Source organism: Hymenobacter coalescens (assembly GCF_054783195.1).
In genome coordinates, this window is sequence record NZ_BAAGRA010000021.1 from 78,459 (window position 1) to 92,790 (window position 14,332).

15 protein-coding genes are annotated in these 14,332 nt (G+C 65.2%); 4 read left to right on the forward strand and 11 right to left on the reverse strand.

Annotated features, from left to right (window positions below):
* Window positions 1-52 precede the first annotated feature (52 nt).
* A complete protein-coding gene (locus tag ACYVKQ_RS19510) occupies window positions 53-232 on the reverse strand; it encodes a DUF6728 family protein (protein WP_460677034.1) in 180 nt (59 codons plus the stop codon).
* Between the two features lie 211 nt (window positions 233-443).
* Between ACYVKQ_RS19510 and ACYVKQ_RS19515 the strand changes: the two genes are divergently transcribed.
* Window positions 444-905, forward strand: coding sequence for a nuclear transport factor 2 family protein (locus tag ACYVKQ_RS19515; protein ID WP_460677035.1), 462 nt, complete (start codon window positions 444-446; stop codon window positions 903-905).
* An 11-nt stretch (window positions 906-916) separates the two neighbouring features.
* Here the strand turns inward: ACYVKQ_RS19515 and ACYVKQ_RS19520 are convergent, their stop codons facing one another.
* The 3 genes from ACYVKQ_RS19520 to ACYVKQ_RS19530 are packed head-to-tail and all read right to left on the reverse strand — an operon-like array spanning window position 917 to window position 3,908.
* On the reverse strand, window positions 917-1,615 hold the full coding sequence (locus tag ACYVKQ_RS19520; RefSeq protein WP_460677036.1) for a LytR/AlgR family response regulator transcription factor: 699 nt from the start codon (window positions 1,613-1,615) through the stop codon (window positions 917-919).
* 5 nt (window positions 1,616-1,620) lie between these two features.
* Complete coding sequence (locus ACYVKQ_RS19525) at window positions 1,621-2,730, reverse strand: sensor histidine kinase (RefSeq protein WP_460677037.1); 1,110 nt, start codon at window positions 2,728-2,730, stop codon at window positions 1,621-1,623.
* The gene (locus ACYVKQ_RS19530; protein WP_460677038.1) at window positions 2,727-3,908 is read right to left on the reverse strand and encodes a sensor histidine kinase; all 1,182 of its coding nucleotides are present in this window, start codon (window positions 3,906-3,908) and stop codon (window positions 2,727-2,729) included. The genes ACYVKQ_RS19525 and ACYVKQ_RS19530 overlap by 4 nt, the downstream gene beginning before the upstream one ends.
* A 294-nt stretch (window positions 3,909-4,202) precedes the next feature.
* Here ACYVKQ_RS19530 and ACYVKQ_RS19535 point away from each other — a divergent pair, with 294 nt between their 5' ends.
* Window positions 4,203-4,559 carry a hypothetical protein gene (locus ACYVKQ_RS19535; protein WP_460677039.1) on the forward strand — a complete coding sequence of 119 codons (357 nt, stop codon included), beginning with the start codon at window positions 4,203-4,205 and terminating at the stop codon, window positions 4,557-4,559.
* 12 nt (window positions 4,560-4,571) lie between these two features.
* Here ACYVKQ_RS19535 and ACYVKQ_RS19540 read toward each other — a convergent pair whose 3' ends face one another.
* The 6 genes from ACYVKQ_RS19540 to ACYVKQ_RS19565 form a co-directional block, all read right to left on the reverse strand.
* Window positions 4,572-4,892, reverse strand: coding sequence for a DUF6984 family protein (locus ACYVKQ_RS19540; RefSeq protein WP_460677040.1), 321 nt, complete (start codon window positions 4,890-4,892; stop codon window positions 4,572-4,574).
* A 211-nt stretch (window positions 4,893-5,103) separates the two neighbouring features.
* Window positions 5,104-5,769 carry an HAD family hydrolase gene (locus ACYVKQ_RS19545; RefSeq protein WP_460677041.1) on the reverse strand — a complete coding sequence of 222 codons (666 nt, stop codon included), beginning with the start codon at window positions 5,767-5,769 and terminating at the stop codon, window positions 5,104-5,106.
* Window positions 5,770-5,801: 32 nt separating this feature from the next.
* A complete protein-coding gene (locus ACYVKQ_RS19550; RefSeq protein ID WP_460677042.1) occupies window positions 5,802-6,296 on the reverse strand; it encodes a hypothetical protein in 495 nt (164 codons plus the stop codon).
* 13 nt (window positions 6,297-6,309) lie between these two features.
* Entirely contained in the window at window positions 6,310-8,379 is a 2,070-nt protein-coding gene (gene ispG, locus ACYVKQ_RS19555) for a (E)-4-hydroxy-3-methylbut-2-enyl-diphosphate synthase (RefSeq protein WP_460677043.1), read from the reverse strand.
* A gap of 133 nt (window positions 8,380-8,512) precedes the next feature.
* Window positions 8,513-9,172, reverse strand: coding sequence for an NAD(P)H-binding protein (locus ACYVKQ_RS19560; RefSeq protein WP_460677044.1), 660 nt, complete (start codon window positions 9,170-9,172; stop codon window positions 8,513-8,515).
* 86 nt (window positions 9,173-9,258) lie between these two features.
* Window positions 9,259-9,969, reverse strand: coding sequence for a MarR family winged helix-turn-helix transcriptional regulator (locus ACYVKQ_RS19565; RefSeq protein ID WP_460677045.1), 711 nt, complete (start codon window positions 9,967-9,969; stop codon window positions 9,259-9,261).
* 124 nt (window positions 9,970-10,093) lie between these two features.
* Between ACYVKQ_RS19565 and ACYVKQ_RS19570 the strand changes: the two genes are divergently transcribed.
* Entirely contained in the window at window positions 10,094-12,547 is a 2,454-nt protein-coding gene (locus ACYVKQ_RS19570) for a TonB-dependent receptor (RefSeq protein WP_460677046.1), read from the forward strand.
* An 88-nt stretch (window positions 12,548-12,635) separates the two neighbouring features.
* Here the strand turns inward: ACYVKQ_RS19570 and ACYVKQ_RS19575 are convergent, their stop codons facing one another.
* Window positions 12,636-13,610, reverse strand: coding sequence for an NAD(P)H-quinone oxidoreductase (locus tag ACYVKQ_RS19575; RefSeq protein WP_460677047.1), 975 nt, complete (start codon window positions 13,608-13,610; stop codon window positions 12,636-12,638).
* 177 nt (window positions 13,611-13,787) lie between these two features.
* Between ACYVKQ_RS19575 and ACYVKQ_RS19580 the strand changes: the two genes are divergently transcribed.
* The gene (locus ACYVKQ_RS19580; RefSeq protein ID WP_460677048.1) at window positions 13,788-14,300 is read left to right on the forward strand and encodes a hypothetical protein; all 513 of its coding nucleotides are present in this window, start codon (window positions 13,788-13,790) and stop codon (window positions 14,298-14,300) included.
* The last annotated feature ends 32 nt before the right edge of the window (window positions 14,301-14,332 follow it).

Consider the following 14,332-nt stretch of genomic DNA (forward strand, 5'->3'; position numbering starts at 1 on the left):
AACGCGCACCGACAGGCTTGGGCAAATAAGCGGGAATTCGTTTCGGGCGCGGCTAGCGCAGGATGACGAACTTGAACAGCATGAAAATCAACCCCGCCAGGAACATCAGCATCGAAATCTTATTGATGACGTGCATGGTGCGCAGATTGAAGTTGGTGTGGCGGTTCGGGTCGTTCTTACGGAAGAAGTAACCGAACACCGGGCCGAAATCAAACAAACCTTTGGTACGCATACGGGCGAGGATTAAGGACAACGGAATAAACGAAGGTAACAAATCACGTCGGCTGCCTCCGTTTGCTGTCTTGGTAACAGCCCGGCGGGGCGGATAGTTGCGGCCGCCGGCAGAAGATCGGGCGGGCGGCGCGGCCTTTTTCGCGGCCGACGGCGGCGCAACGGGCGGGGCCCGATTCGCGCCTATGTATCCCCTACCTACCTTTCCCGCGATGAAACACGCTCTACCCGCCGCCCTGCTGCTGCTTGCCGCCCCGGCCGCCCTGGCCCAAGCCCCGGCCGCTACCGAAACCGAGGCCGTCAAGCAAACCATCACCCGCTTCTTTGAGGGCATGCGCAAGACCGATAGCGCCATGGTGCGCAGTACCCTGGCGCCCACCGCAATCCTTCAAACCATTGCCAACCGCAACGGCGTGGTGCAAGTGCGCACCGAGAAAGTGGCGGCGGTGGTAAAGGCCCTTGGCACGCCGCATCAGGGCGTGTACGACGAACGCATCAAGTTCGAGCAGGTACTCATCGATGCTGACCTGGCCAGCGTGTGGACGCCCTACCAGTTCTACGTCGGCTCCACGTTCAGCCACTGCGGCTACAACTCCTTTCAGCTGGTGAAGCTGGCCGAGGGCTGGCGCATCGCCTACATCATCGATACGCGCCGCAAAGACAACTGCAAGTAGCGCTTGGGCCCTCAGCGCAGTGCTTCGCCCACCTGCGGGCGGTACAGCCGGCCAATGGGCACCTCGGCGGCCCCCACTTCCAGGTGCCGGGGGCTGTAGGTGCGCACCTTGTCCAGGGCCACGATAAAGGAGCGGTGCACGCGCAGAAAACGGCTTTCCGAAAGCTTCTCCTCCATGCCGTTGATGGTTTGCTTGACCACCAGCGGCGGCCCCGCCACCAAGTGAATCTTCACGTAATCCTTCAGGCCCTCCACGTACAGCACGTCGCGCAGCACCACCTTCACCATCTTCCGGTCGATGCGGAAATACAAAAACGCGTCGGGGTTGACGGCAGCAGGGGCCTCGGGCGGCGCGGCCTCGGTTTTGCCGGCCTTGGCCACGGCTTTTAGGAACCGCTCCAGCGACACGGGCTTGAGCAAGTAGTCCACCGCGTCCAGCTCAAAACCCTCGTAGGCGTACTCGCGGTAGGCGGTGGTGAAGATGACCTGGGGCGGATGGCGCAGGCTGCGCAGGAAGTCGGTGCCGAGCATCTTGGGCATCTTGATGTCGAGGAAGAGCAGGTCCACCGGCTGCTGCTGCAGCGCGGCAAAGGCCTGCAGCGCGTTCTGGCAGGTACCGACCAATTCCAGGTGCGCCACTTCGCGCACGTAGGATTCGAGTATTTCCAGGGCCGGAGGCTCGTCGTCGACCAACAAGCACTGTAGTTTCATAGCGGTCAGGGGTTCAGGGTGGCAAAGGAGGCGGCGCGCGGCGGCCCAGCGGCCACGGCTGCCCCGGCCGTCAGCGGCACGTGCAGCACGGCCAACAACGTATCGGGCTCCGACACGAAGCTGAGCTGGTAGCGGTCGGCGTACAAGTGGGAAAGGCGTTTCCGCAGGCGGCACAGCTCCGGGCTTTCGGTGCAGCCGGCGGCGGGCGGCAGCTGGCTGCTGATGACCTTCAGCACCAGCGCATCCCGGCGGACCACCAGATCAATGCTCACCCAAGGGCACTCCAGCTCCGGCACAGTGCCGAGTCGGAAGGCGTTTTCTACGACGGGCAGCAGGAGCAGCGGCGCCAGTGCATGGGCATCGAGCGGGCCGGTGCAGCTAAAGGAAACGTCCGCGCGCCGGTCCGTGCGCAGCTCTTCCAGGGCTACGTAATGCCGAATCATTTCCACCTCGTCGGCCAGCCCTACGGTGTTTCGTGGGCTTTCGTAGAGCATGTAGCGCAGCAGCCCTGCCAAATGCAGCACCGCCGCCGGCGACTCCGGCGCGGCGCGCGCGGTGAGGGCGCGCAGCGTGTTCAGGGTGCCGAACAGAAACGAGGGCTGCAGCTGCGCCTTGAGCAGCTGCAGGTCGGTGTGCAGGCGCCGCTGCTCCAGGCGCAGGCTCAGCTGCCGCTGCTCGTACCAGCCGTCCACCACCTTGGTGGCCACGGCCGCGCCGGCCGTCACCAGGGCCATGAAAAACGTATAGTTCAGCTTCCAGTAGCCCGTCGGCTGCCACGAGGGGTCAGGTTCCTGGTGCAGCAGGCCGGGCATCACCACTTGATCGAAGAACATGCGCGTCAGACCCGTCAGGCCCAGACAAGCCAGCAGCCACCCGGCCAGCAACAGCAAGAACAAACCGGTTTGGCGCTGCCGCAGCAAGCGCGGCAACACCCAATACAACAACGGGTAGGTGGTCAGCATCGAGGCCGGCAACTGATTGAAAAACAAGCCCCAGACGTACAGCCGGGTACCCGCGCCCACGTACGCCGGCAGCTGCACCAGGAGGCTGAACGCCAGCACCCCCAGCCAAAACAGGCCGTGCCGGACGAACCGATTCGTGAGTGGCGCTTTCATGGCTGGAGCAAGCGGCTAACGTGGGGTTGTGCCGGGACCGACCACCGGGCCGCCACGGGCCGTTCGGCCACCGCAGCCGGCGCGTGCGTTGCGGCAGCTACGGTCAGCTGCAGCTCCAGCCGCACGGCAAATGTCTCGGCGCGGGCCTCCACCTCGAGCCGGTGGCGCTGCGGGTAGAGCAATTCCAGGCGTTGCCGCACGTTGCGCAGCCCAATGCCCGCGGGCTCACCCGCGGCAGGCTCGGCGTTTTTGGTGTTGGAGATAAGGCAGGTAAAGAGGTTGCCGCTCACCGCCAGGGCCACGCGGATGTGCGCCTGCCCCACCTGCTCGGCCGAGCCGTGCTTGAAGGCATTTTCAACCAGCGGCAGCAGCAGCAAGGGTGCGATACAGCCGTCGGCGGGCATAGCGGCCGCCTCGAACTCCACGGTGAGCCGGGTGCCGTAGCGCAACTGTTCCAGCGCCACGTAGTTGCGCAGCAGGGCCACCTCGTCGCGCAGCGCTACCGACGGGGCACTGCCCTGTTCCACCACGAAGTGCAGCAGCCCGGTGAGGCGCTCCACGACTGCCGGGGCCTGACTGGACTGCTTGAGCGTGAGGGCGTAGAGGTTGTTGAGCGTGTTGAAGAGAAAATGCGGGTGGATCTGGGCCTGCAGCAGCTGCAGCTCGGCCTGGTAGTTTTGCTGGTTCAGCTGCGCATTGGCCAGTTGTTTTTGCCGCCATTCGCGGTACACCCGCAGGCAGGCTGCCACGCCGGCTATCAGTAGCAGCGGCATGTGGCTGCCGGACGCAAAAACGCCCTGGTAGTCGGGAAACGTGGACGGCAGCCCCGCCCGCAGCGGCACCAGCACGAAAAAGCGAAAAGTGTAATTGAGGGCCAGGGCCAGGCATATCCACCCGGCCAGGCGCATCAGCAGGCTGAGCCGGTCCCGCTTTTCCCGCCACAGCACGGGCAGCACCCCGTAGAGCAGGGCGTACGTGGCCGGCAGGTGCGTGCCAGCCACCAGCAGCAGCGCGTCGCGCAGCGCCATACCCAGGTTCGGGGTGACGTGGTGCACGTACTGAAACAGCCACATCATAAACGCTACATCGGCTCCCCAGAACAAGCCGTGGCGCAGGGCGCGCCGCTCGTCTACGGCCTGCAGAGCCGGCGTGAGCCACTTGGTTGCTGCTGGTGTCATCGGTGCCGCACTTTATATACCAAGTTGAATTATACCGATTCGCGGACGCGCAACCAGCCTGCATTCCGCTTTATAGACCAACGTCTGCCCTTCATCGACCAACGACCACAGCTGCCGTTGGTCGACGCGCCCGCTCCTTATTCCGGGCGCTGCATGCCGCCGGGCGAATAGTCCAGCGCGGGCTGCTGGCCCGGCTCATATTTGGGACAGTTGACAGCACCGGCGCCCTACCGGCCGTGGCCCGGCCAGCCCGGGTGCTGCCCATGGTTTCACCCCAATCCTTTCTCCAACGCTATGAAAGCCCCCTCCCGTTTGCTCTTTGCCCTGTTCCTGCTGCTGACGCCGGCCTTGGCCCGCGCTCAGACCCGGAACAGCGGCTACTGGAACCTGGAAACCAACCTGATTACCCGCGACTTCACGGTGGTGCGGTTTTACAACGCTCAGGACCAGCTCGTGTACGAAGAACGACTCAGCCGCCTGTGCCTTGACCTGAGCCGCGGCAGCGGCGTGTCCCGGCGCGCCGTCCGTCAGCTCAACACCGCCCTGCACCAGGTGCTGCTCAACCCGCAGCAGGCCGCCCAAACCACCGCGTGGCTCGATCAAACCCTGGGACAAAACCGCCGCCTTCAGCGTACCTACGCCGTGCGTTAACGACGGCCCGAGTCAGAACGCCGGGATGCGGCGCAGCGGCGAATCGTCGGTTTTCCAGCAGTCCAGCTCGTACAGCTCTCCATCCTGATCCAGGTAGAGAGAAACGAGCACCGGCACGCCGTCTTCGTCGAGAAACTGCGTGCTGCCAATCACCTCGCCCAGCCGCCGGTTGGGCTGGTGGCCCAAAAACCGCAGGCTGCCCGCTCCGTCGTGATTTATCTCGCACACTTGCACGGTATGCAACTGGGTCAACAGCGACTCCGCGGCGGGACGGTCGCGCAGCAGGAAAATGAGCAAGCCGAGCTCTGGCAGGTTCAGCGAACGATAAGACATGTAGCAGCGGTATCGGCGTCTGTTCCTCATACGCGAAACCCGGTCGGACGTGGCCCCAACCTGAAGCAAGCATCTGCCTGCCAAGCATTGTTTCGGGTCATGGCCACGGTGGCTTCATCGGCCTGTCACCGGCTTTCAACGCCCGTCACCATGTTGTCTCGGGCAGGGCAGGCGGCCTCCACCGGCCAGAAGCCCCGCGGCCGACAGAGGCTTACCGCGCCGCCGGAAACGCCCGAATCTGCGCCGCGTCGAGCTGCCGCAGGTCCGATACCACGCGGTCGGCGTGGTGCAGGTCCTGCCCGCCGGAGTGGGCGCTGCGGTAGCCGATGCAGTACATCCCCGCCGCCTTGGCCGCCGTCACGCCGTTGGCCGAGTCCTCGATGACCAGGCAATGCTGGGGCGCCACGCCGGCCAGCTTCGCCGCGTGCAGGAAAATGGCCGGGTTGGGCTTCGACTGCGGAAAATCTTCCCCGCTCACCAGGTTATCGAAGTACGGGTACAGCTCAAAACGCGTGAACACGCGGGCAATGGTTTCCTTGGAGGCCGACGAAGCCAGCTGCAACGGTACGCCCGCGCGGTGTAGCCCTTGGACCAGGGCCCGCACGCCCGGCAGTAAATCCAGGTCCGTGGCCTCGTCGAAGGACTTACCGAACAGCTCCCGCTTGCGGTTCATGAGCGTGTCCACGTCCTGGGGCAAGTCGTATTCCTGCCTGAGGCGCTGGTAGATGTTGCGGGTGCTGCCGCCGAGGAAGGTGGCGTACTCGGTGTCGGAAATGGGCAGCCCCAGCTCAGCAAAGTGGCGGAAAAAAGCGTCGTGGTGCAGCGGTTCGGTATCAACCACTACGCCGTCCATGTCGAAGATGACGGTGTGAATCATGCGGGCGAAGTTACCCATGCTCCACTTCCCGCTTACTCCCCGAGCTCTGCGTTCAGGTATTCGGCAGCTTCGTAGGCGTCTTGGGTGTAATCAGGCACGGATGCAGCGTTCCAAAAAAACTGCCCAATGGAGCAATTCATTTTGACAAGATGCGCCCTTGGGTCTGAGTCTTCGTCCTCCCAGAAATCTTCGTGCTTAAGCAGTACGACCTGATAATCATTCAAGTCAAGAACCACTACATCGCCGTTGCGGGCGCTGCCAACCACAAGCAAATTTGTCTTAGCTGCTCTTTGAAATTCCTCTTCCCAATCATGCTCCTTTTTAAAGCAATTGGCTTGAGAATAGCTGTAAGCGCCAATCGAAACGGCTTCGTTAAAAGAGAACGTTGCAAAAAAATCAATGGCCAGCGGGTTGATGCCCATGCCAACCAACACGGTTCGGTTCTCTGGTCGAAATTCCTCCTGGTACTTCTTTGAATCTAGGCCCGCTGCCAGCAGCGCCTGAGCCATCTTATCAGCACCCATCATGGAAGTCTCCCGGTTACACCCCTACCGGCTCTTCCACCTGCACCGGCTCCACCCAGCGGCCGTCCTCGCGGATGAGGTTAATCAGCTCGTCCACGGCGGCTTCTTCGGGCACCGACTTTTTGATGACTTCCTGGCCGCGGTAGAGGGCAATCTTGCCCCGGCCCACGCCCACGTAGCCGTAGTCGGCGTCGGCCATTTCGCCGGGGCCGTTCACGATGCAGCCCATGATGCCGATTTTGACGCCCTTGAGGTGGTCCGTGCGGCGGCGGATCATGGCGGTGGTTTCGGGCAGATCGAACAGGGTGCGGCCGCAGCTCGGGCAGCTGATGTACTCCGTCTTGCTCATGCGCGTGCGCGCCGCCTGCAATATCCCGAAGCTGAGCTGATTGAGCCCGTCGAGGCGCTGAAGCCAGGTGGTTTGGTCGGCGTCGGGCAGCTTTTCGGTGCTGAGCACCACGCCGTCGCCGAGGCCGTCGAGCAGCAGACCGCCCACGTCGGTGGCGGCGTGGAGCTGGGTTTGCTCGGGCGCCTGCTCGGGGTACTGGCGGTTGATGATGACCGGGTTGGTCACGCCCGCGTTCAGCAGCCGGAAGAACGCCCGGCGGATTTCGGGCATGGCGTGGGCGTTGTCGGTGTACAGGATGACGACGGCTGTGCGGTCTTGGCGCAGTTGCTCAAGGGCCGGCGCCGTCAGCGACTCCAGGTGGTGAAACACGAAGTTGGCCTCGGGGTGCGTGGCGGCCGCCACCGCGTACTCGCTGTGGGTCAGCACCGGGAAGTGGTCCGCGCGCTTGCCGCCGTCAATCCACGCGGAATAGTCAACCAGCTCTTTCAGGCCGTTGGGCAGCATGAAGGGCGCCGGGCGCTGGCCGGTGTAGATGAAGTCGGCCCCGAGGTCGTTCATCTGGAACTTGTCGAGGAAGGCCGAGTACAGGTGTCCCACGCAGCGCAGGTCGGCGTACTCCAGCTGCGGCAGGCGCGCAATGTCGGCAACAACCCGCGGGACGTTCTGCCCGCCGATGTTCAGCACCTCGTGCGTGGCGCGGCGGTGGTACTGGAACGGGTCAATCGGGATGAGGGCAGAAGGAGGAAGGATAATGGAAGATTCGCTGTTGCCATCTTCCTTCGTCATTTTTCCTTCGTCATTCCCCAATGGGGCAATCGGCTTGGCCTCGGCGGCGCGGTTCGTGTACCGGTCGATGAGCATGCGGGCCACGGGAGCTTCGGCTTCGGGCGGCTCGGTCAGGCTCACGCGCACGGTGTCGCCCAGGCCGTCTTCCAGCAGCGTACCGATGCCCACGGCCGACTTGATGCGGCCGTCCTCGGCTTCGCCGGCTTCCGTCACGCCCAGGTGCAGCGGGTAGGGCTGCAGACCCTCGGCTTCGAGCTTCTGCACCAGCAGGCGGTAGGCCTGCACCATCACCTGCGTGTTGGAGGCCTTCATCGACAGCACCACGTCGTAGTAGTTCTCGTCCTCGCAGATGCGCAGAAACTCCAGCGCCGACTCCACCATGCCCAGCGGGGTGTCGCCGTAGCGGCTCAGAATACGGTCCGACAACGAGCCGTGGTTGGTGCCGATGCGCATAGCGGTGCCGTACTGCTTGCAGATCTGCACCAGCGGGCGAAACCGCTCCCGGATGCGCTCAATCTCGCCCTGGTACTCCGCGTCGGTGTACTCGATGGTCTGAAACTTCTTCTTGTCGACGTAGTTGCCGGGGTTTACGCGCACTTTCTCCACGATGCGGGCGGCCAGCTCGGCCGCGTTGGGCGTGAAGTGGATGTCGGCAATGAGCGGCACGGTGCAGCCCCGCTTGCGCAGCTCCTTTTTGATTTCGAGCAGGTTCTGGGCCTCCTTCATGCTGGGGGCCGTGATGCGCACGTACTCGCAGCCGGCTTCCACCATGCGCAGCGTCTCCTCCACCGAGCCCATGGTGTCCATGGTGTCGACGGTAGTCATGCTCTGCACGCGGATGGGGTAATGCCCGCCCAGGGGCAGGTCGCCGATGCGGACGACGCGCGCCTCGCGGCGCTTGTATTCGGTCAGGCTGGGGCAGTAAATCTTGGAAGCGGAAGTCGAGCTCATGCGGGGGGCCGAAGGGTCGGATGCGAAACAGCGTTGCGGGGGGCAAAGTTGCTTGCCGCAAAGGTACGAAGCGGCTCCGTGCGCCACGGCAAGGCACTCGGCGCCTTCCGTGCAGCCTGGCTGCCGGCAACGGCTACTCCTCTCCCGCCCGCTCGAACACCCCGCCCAGCGTATCCACCTGCACGCCGGGCGTCTCGTCGAGCGCGGCGTTGATCATGGCCCGGGCCACCACGCGGCCGTGCACCGGGCGGTACTGGCGCAGCGGCGGCAACAGTCCCAACACGCTGGTCACGGCAATGCCCACCTTTTCCAGGGGCCGCGACTCGGTGCGCGGGCCGGCCAGCGGCCCGGGTTGCAGAATGCGGATGCACTGAAACGGCAGCTGCCGCACGTCGCGCTCCAGCTCGCCCTTCATGCGGGTGTAAAAGATCTTGGAGCCGGCGTCGGCGGAGGCCGACGACACCAGCACGTAGGTGCCCACACCGTTGCGGGCGGCCGCTTCGGCGGCCTGAAACTGGTACGTATAATCGACTTTGTACTGCTCCCGCTGGCTACCGGCCTGCTTGAGCGTGGTGCCCAGCGCGGAAAACAGCACGTCGCCGCTTAGCAGGTCCTGCCACTGCTCCGGGTGGTTGAAATCCACGAGGTGCTCTTCGAGCTTGGCCGGGTTCTGGTAGCCCGTGGGCCGCCGGGTAAAGACTTTGATGCGGCCGAAGCGCGGGTCGAGCAGCAGCTGGCGCAGCAGGTAGTCGCCGACGAGGCCGGTGGCGCCGATGAGCAGGGCAGTTTTCATGCGGAGGCGGGCTAACGGGCGCACCCAGCGTGGGGCACCGCTCCCCAGGTGTACCGGCGGCCCCAGCTTTTGGTTTTACGCGGCCCTTATTGCCAGCCTTCGTTGAAGCCAGGAGCTGACGTAGCCGCTCCCGCCTCCCCGTTGCTCGCCGGCAGGTGCCGCAGCAGCTCCGCAAACGACTGGGCGCGCGGCCCGGCGAAAATGGGGTGGTGAAACGCGTCGAGCTTCTGCAGCAGGTACAGCAGCTGGGCCCGCTCGGCGGTCGTCAGGTCGCCGGCAATGAGCTGGGCCGCCTGGTGCATGCGCCCGAATACCTGCCGCAGCAGCAGGCCGCCGGCTTCGGTGATGGTGAGCTGCTTGCTGCGGCGGTCGGTGGCGTGGGGGTGCTCGGCCACCAGCCCGCGCGCCAGCAGCCGCTTGATGACCTCGGTGCCGGTGGCTTTTTCGTGAATGTTGCGGGCAATCAGCTCGGTTTTGGAAAGCGGCTGGTGGCCCATCACCGTCACCAGGTACGCGAAGTCATCCGGCGTCAGCAGGGGCGTGCCCGCCAGGCCCAGGCGGATGTAGGAGCGGGCGTAGCGGTTCAGGAAGATGATGAGCTTGCCGATTTCGGCCTCGGGCGGCATGGGCGGCACGTCCGGGGGCGCGGCGGGGCCGCGCGGCGGGGGTGGCGCGGCCGTGCGCCCGTACAGCCAGGTGGCAAAGCTGCCGAGGTCGGCCGGGCGGCTGTCTGCGCCCCCCGCCTTGTCGAACTCTTCCACTTGCTCCAGCAGCTGCTTCAGTAAGGAATAATCCATGGCGGGTAAAGTAACAACCCAAGGCCGGTGCGGTTCATGAAGTAGTATGAAAATATATTATCTAGTTTTTAAACATACCATAAACCAGCCGGTTCGTACGGAAACAAACCATAATTTCCTTCCCATGCCCCTTCGATACTCTTTTGTGCTGTGGCTGCTGCTGACCAGCCTGCTGGCCCAGGCCCAGAGCACCGGCGTGCTCACCGGCACCGTGCGCGACCGGGCCACCCAGCAGCTGCTGCCGGGCGTGACGGTGGCGCTGGAAGGCACCGCGCTGGGCGCCGCCACCGACGAGCAGGGCCGCTTCCGCCTGAGCGGCATTCCGACGGGCAGCTACAACGTGCGCGCCTCCTTTGTGGGCTACGAGCCGCTGCTGCGCGCCAACGTGAGCATCACCTCCGGCAACGCCAACATCGTGAGCCTGGAGCTGACGCCGGCGGCCCAGCAGCTGGGCGAAGTGCAGGTGACGGCCAACCGCGCCATCCGCGTGGCCACGGCCGAAACGCCGCTGTCGGTGCAGCGCCTGAACGTGGAGGAAATCAAAAGCAACCCCGGCGGCAACTTCGACATTTCGCGGGTGGTGCAGGTGCTGCCGGGCGTGGGCGGCGGGGGCACCGGCGGCACGGCCGGCTTCCGCAACGACATTATTATCCGCGGCGGGGCACCCAACGAAAACGTGTACTACCTCGACGGCATCGAGGTGCCCGTCATCAACCACTTCCAGACCCAGGGCTCGGCCGGCGGCCCCACCGGCCTGCTCAACGTGTCGTTTATCGAAGACGTGACGGTGAGCACCTCCGCCTTCGAGGCCCGCTACGACAACACCCTCTCGAGCGTGCTGCAGTTTCGGCAGCGCGACGGCAACCCCGACCGCGTGCAGGGCAACGTGCGCCTGAGCGGCACCGAAGTAGCCGGGACGCTGGAAGGGCCGCTGGCCCCGAACACCACCTTTCTGGCCTCGGTGCGCCGCTCCTACCTGCAGCTGCTGTTCAAGGCCATCGACCTGCCCATCCGCCCCAACTACTGGGACGCGCAGTTTAAAGTCACCACCAAACTCTCGCCCAAAACCACCCTGACGGCCCTCGGCCTGGGCGCCATCGACCACTTCGAGGTGGCCGTGCCGCGCGAATCGTCGCTGGAAAAGGAATACACCCTGCGCAACACGCCCAGCATCGACCAGTGGAACTACACGCTGGGCGCGTCGTTGCGGCAGCTCATTGAGCGGGGCTACGTAAACGTGGCGCTGAGCCGCACCCAGCTCGACAACCAGGTCAACCGCTTTGAGGGCGGCGCGGAGTTCAGCGGCGACGAAAGCCGGCGCAACCTGCTCACGCGCTCGGGCGAAACAGAAAACAAGCTGCGCGTGGACGTCAACCGCAGCCTGGGCAAGTGGCAGTACGCATACGGCGGCGTGGGCCAGTGGATTACCTTCGATTCGCGCTACTTCAACCGCCTGCGCCGCGAAGTGCAGGCGCCCGACGGTTCGGTGCTGCAGCCGGCCGTGGAAGTGCGCTTTCAGTCCGACCTGCGCTTTGCCCGCTTCGGGGCCTTCGCCCAGGTCACGCGTCCCTTCCTGCCCAACGACCGGCTGACCGTGTCGGCCGGCATCCGCGCCGACGGCAATTCCTTTACCGAGGGCGGGGCCAACCTGCTGCGCACCCTCTCGCCGCGCCTCTCGGCCTCCTACGCGCTGGCCTCGCGCTGGAACCTGAACGCCTCCATCGGCCGCTACTACAAGATTCTGCCCTCCACCCTGCTCGGTTTCCGCGACAACGCGGGCCAGCTCGTGAACCAGAACACGCGCTACATCGGCAGCACGCACTACGTGGCGGGCCTGGAGTTCCTGCCCGCGGCCAATACGCGCTTGACGGTGGAAGGCTTCCTGAAGCGCTACGACCACTACCCCGTGTCGGTACGCGACGGTATTTCCCTGGCCAACCTCGGCGGCGACTTCGTGGCCCTGGGCAACGAAGCCGTGACCAGCACCGGCCAGGGCCGGGCTTTCGGCGGGGAGTTTTTCTTCCAGCAGAAGCTTACCAACAACTGGTTTGCGGTGGCCTCCTACACGCTGTTCCGCAGCGAGTTCAGCGGCGCCGATGGCCGGTACCAGCCCTCGGCCTGGGACACCCGCCACCTGGCCTCCGCGCTGCTGGGCCGCAAGTTCAGCCGCGGCTGGGAGTTGGGGCTGAAGTACCGTTTTGCCGGCGGCGCCCCCTACACGCCCTTCGACCTCGGGGCCTCGCAGCAGAATTACCTGAGCATCGGCCAAGGCGTGCTCGATTACGCGCGCCTGAACACCCAGCACCTGGGCTCCTTCCAGCAGGTGGATTTCCGCCTCGACAAGAAGTACAACCTGCGCCGCGTGACCATCGACCTGTTCGTGGACCTGCAGAACGTGTTCCTAATCAAAAACCCCGCGCTGCCGCAGTACACCTTCCAGCGCACGGCCGACAACGCGGGCTTTGCGACGACCGACGGCCAGCCCATTCTGCCCGACGGCTCGAACGCGGTGCCCGTCATCCTGGCCGACGACGAGGCCACGGTACTGCCCACCATCGGCTTTATCGTGGAGTTCTAGCCTCGCCGGCCAGTAATAAACGCCGGGCGCGGACCGACTTGGTCGGCGCCCCGCTTTGCTCATTGCTGCTTTACCCGGGAGCAGCGGGCTACCGGTTCACGCGCAGCACGATCTTGCCGATGTGCTGGCTGCTTTCCATCAGGCGGTGCGCCAGCTCGGCTTCGGTCAGGGCAAACTTGCGGTAGAGCACGGGCTTGAACTGCTTGTTGACCAGCAAGGGCCAGACGTGCTGTTCCACCGCAGCGGCCAGCGCGGCTTTGAAGTCGGCCGAGCGGGGCCGCAGGGTGCTGCCGGTGATGGTCAGGCGCCGGCGCATTACCTCCAGCGCGTTGAACTCGGCCTTCGCCCCCTGCATGGCGTTGATGAACACCAGCCGGCCGTCGTCCTTGAGCAGGCGCAGGTTTTTGGCCGTGTAGTCGCCCCCGATCATGTCCAGCACCACGTCGACGCCCTGCGCCCGCAGCTCGGCCTCGAAATCCTCGGTTTGGTAGTTGAAGCAGCGGGTGGCGCCCAACGCCTCGCAGGCGCGGCACTTTTCGTCGGAGCCGGCCGTAGCGTACACCGGCGAGCCAAGCAGCCGAGCCAGTTGAATGGCGGTGGTGCCGATGCCGCTGCTGCCGCCGTGCACCAGCAGGGTTTCGCCGGGCCGCAGTGCGCCACGCTGAAACACGTTGTGCCACACGGTAAACACCGTTTCGGGCAGCGCCGCCGCTTCCGACATGCGCCAGCCCTCGGGCACGGGCAGGCAGTGGCGCGCGTCCACCACGGCGTAGTCGGCGTAGCCGCCTTCGGCCAGCAGGGCGCACACCGCGTCGCCGGGCTGCCAGCGCGTGACACCGGCCCCGACCTGCTCCACCACGCCGGCAATTTCGAGGCCCGGCACCAGGCCCGCCACGTCGGCCGCGCCGCCGTACTTGCCCTGCCGCAGCAGCACATCGGGGCGGTTGACGCCGGCGGCCAGCACCTGCACCAGCACCTGGCCGGGTGCGGGGCGCGGGACGTCGCGGTGCTGCAACTGCAAAACTTCGGGGCCGCCGGGCCGGCTGATAACAATGGCGTGCATGCTGGGTGCGGGTGTGTTGCGAGGCAATCGGCGGCGCATCGGCGGACGAGAACAGCCGTAACGCAAGAAAACAAACTCTGCTGCTACTCTACGGCCCCCGGGCCATCGCAGCGGAAAACTTTTGCGGCACCACAGCCTGCCCGCACCTTTCCGCCGCATTTGCGTTTCTTGGCAGTGATGAAAGCCCCCGCCATTTTTCCCACCCTGCTCGACGCTACCCGCGCCCTGGGGTTGCGCGCCTGGCAAACCGGCCCGCTGTTCCGCAAAGCCTTTCGCTCGGCCGCCGACTCGGTGCAGGAGGTGCTGCGCGCCGAAGTGCAGAAGGGCAATGCCAAGCTGGTGGCCGATTTCCTGGTCGACAAGGCCGCACCCGCCGCCAAGGCCCTGCTGCTGGAGCGCATGACCATTCGGCTGCTGGCCCGCCTGGGCCTGCGCGGGGCCTTAGCCTCCAACGTGGTCGGCTGGATTCTGCCTTTCGTGGTGGAGAAAATCGTGCGGGCCGTGCTCCAGACCGAAGCCGCCGCCCGGCTGCAGCAGCACCCCACCGTCACGAACGTGCGCCGCACCCTCGACGAGTTGACCAACCGCTTGCGCCGGGCCGTTGCGCCCGACTTCGGTTCCAAGGCCGAGGTGCTGGAGCACGACTTGCCCGCACTGCCCGCCCCGGCTCCAACCGCCGAGGCTTCGTAGCGTAGAAAGCTCGTCCGCCCCACCCGCTGCTG

Excerpts from the sequence above, each read along its gene's own strand:
- ACYVKQ_RS19510 (WP_460677034.1), bottom strand. The coding sequence starts at position 232 with ATGCGTACCAAAGGTTTGTTTGATTTCGGCCCGGTGTTCGGTTACTTC.
- ACYVKQ_RS19525 (WP_460677037.1), bottom strand. The coding sequence starts at position 2,730 with ATGAAAGCGCCACTCACGAATCGGTTCGTCCGGCACGGCCTGTTTTGG.
- ACYVKQ_RS19550 (WP_460677042.1), bottom strand. The coding sequence starts at position 6,296 with ATGATGGGTGCTGATAAGATGGCTCAGGCGCTGCTGGCAGCGGGCCTA.
- ACYVKQ_RS19580 (WP_460677048.1), top strand. The coding sequence starts at position 13,788 with ATGAAAGCCCCCGCCATTTTTCCCACCCTGCTCGACGCTACCCGCGCC.
- ACYVKQ_RS19520 (WP_460677036.1), bottom strand. The coding sequence starts at position 1,615 with ATGAAACTACAGTGCTTGTTGGTCGACGACGAGCCTCCGGCCCTGGAA.
- ACYVKQ_RS19560 (WP_460677044.1), bottom strand. The coding sequence starts at position 9,172 with ATGAAAACTGCCCTGCTCATCGGCGCCACCGGCCTCGTCGGCGACTAC.
- ACYVKQ_RS19565 (WP_460677045.1), bottom strand. The coding sequence starts at position 9,969 with ATGGATTATTCCTTACTGAAGCAGCTGCTGGAGCAAGTGGAAGAGTTC.
- ACYVKQ_RS19570 (WP_460677046.1), top strand. The coding sequence starts at position 10,094 with ATGCCCCTTCGATACTCTTTTGTGCTGTGGCTGCTGCTGACCAGCCTG.
- ACYVKQ_RS19530 (WP_460677038.1), bottom strand. The coding sequence starts at position 3,908 with ATGACACCAGCAGCAACCAAGTGGCTCACGCCGGCTCTGCAGGCCGTA.
- ACYVKQ_RS19515 (WP_460677035.1), top strand. The coding sequence starts at position 444 with ATGAAACACGCTCTACCCGCCGCCCTGCTGCTGCTTGCCGCCCCGGCC.
- ACYVKQ_RS19545 (WP_460677041.1), bottom strand. The coding sequence starts at position 5,769 with ATGATTCACACCGTCATCTTCGACATGGACGGCGTAGTGGTTGATACC.
- ACYVKQ_RS19540 (WP_460677040.1), bottom strand. The coding sequence starts at position 4,892 with ATGTCTTATCGTTCGCTGAACCTGCCAGAGCTCGGCTTGCTCATTTTC.
- ACYVKQ_RS19575 (WP_460677047.1), bottom strand. The coding sequence starts at position 13,610 with ATGCACGCCATTGTTATCAGCCGGCCCGGCGGCCCCGAAGTTTTGCAG.
- ispG (WP_460677043.1), bottom strand. The coding sequence starts at position 8,379 with ATGAGCTCGACTTCCGCTTCCAAGATTTACTGCCCCAGCCTGACCGAA.
- ACYVKQ_RS19535 (WP_460677039.1), top strand. The coding sequence starts at position 4,203 with ATGAAAGCCCCCTCCCGTTTGCTCTTTGCCCTGTTCCTGCTGCTGACG.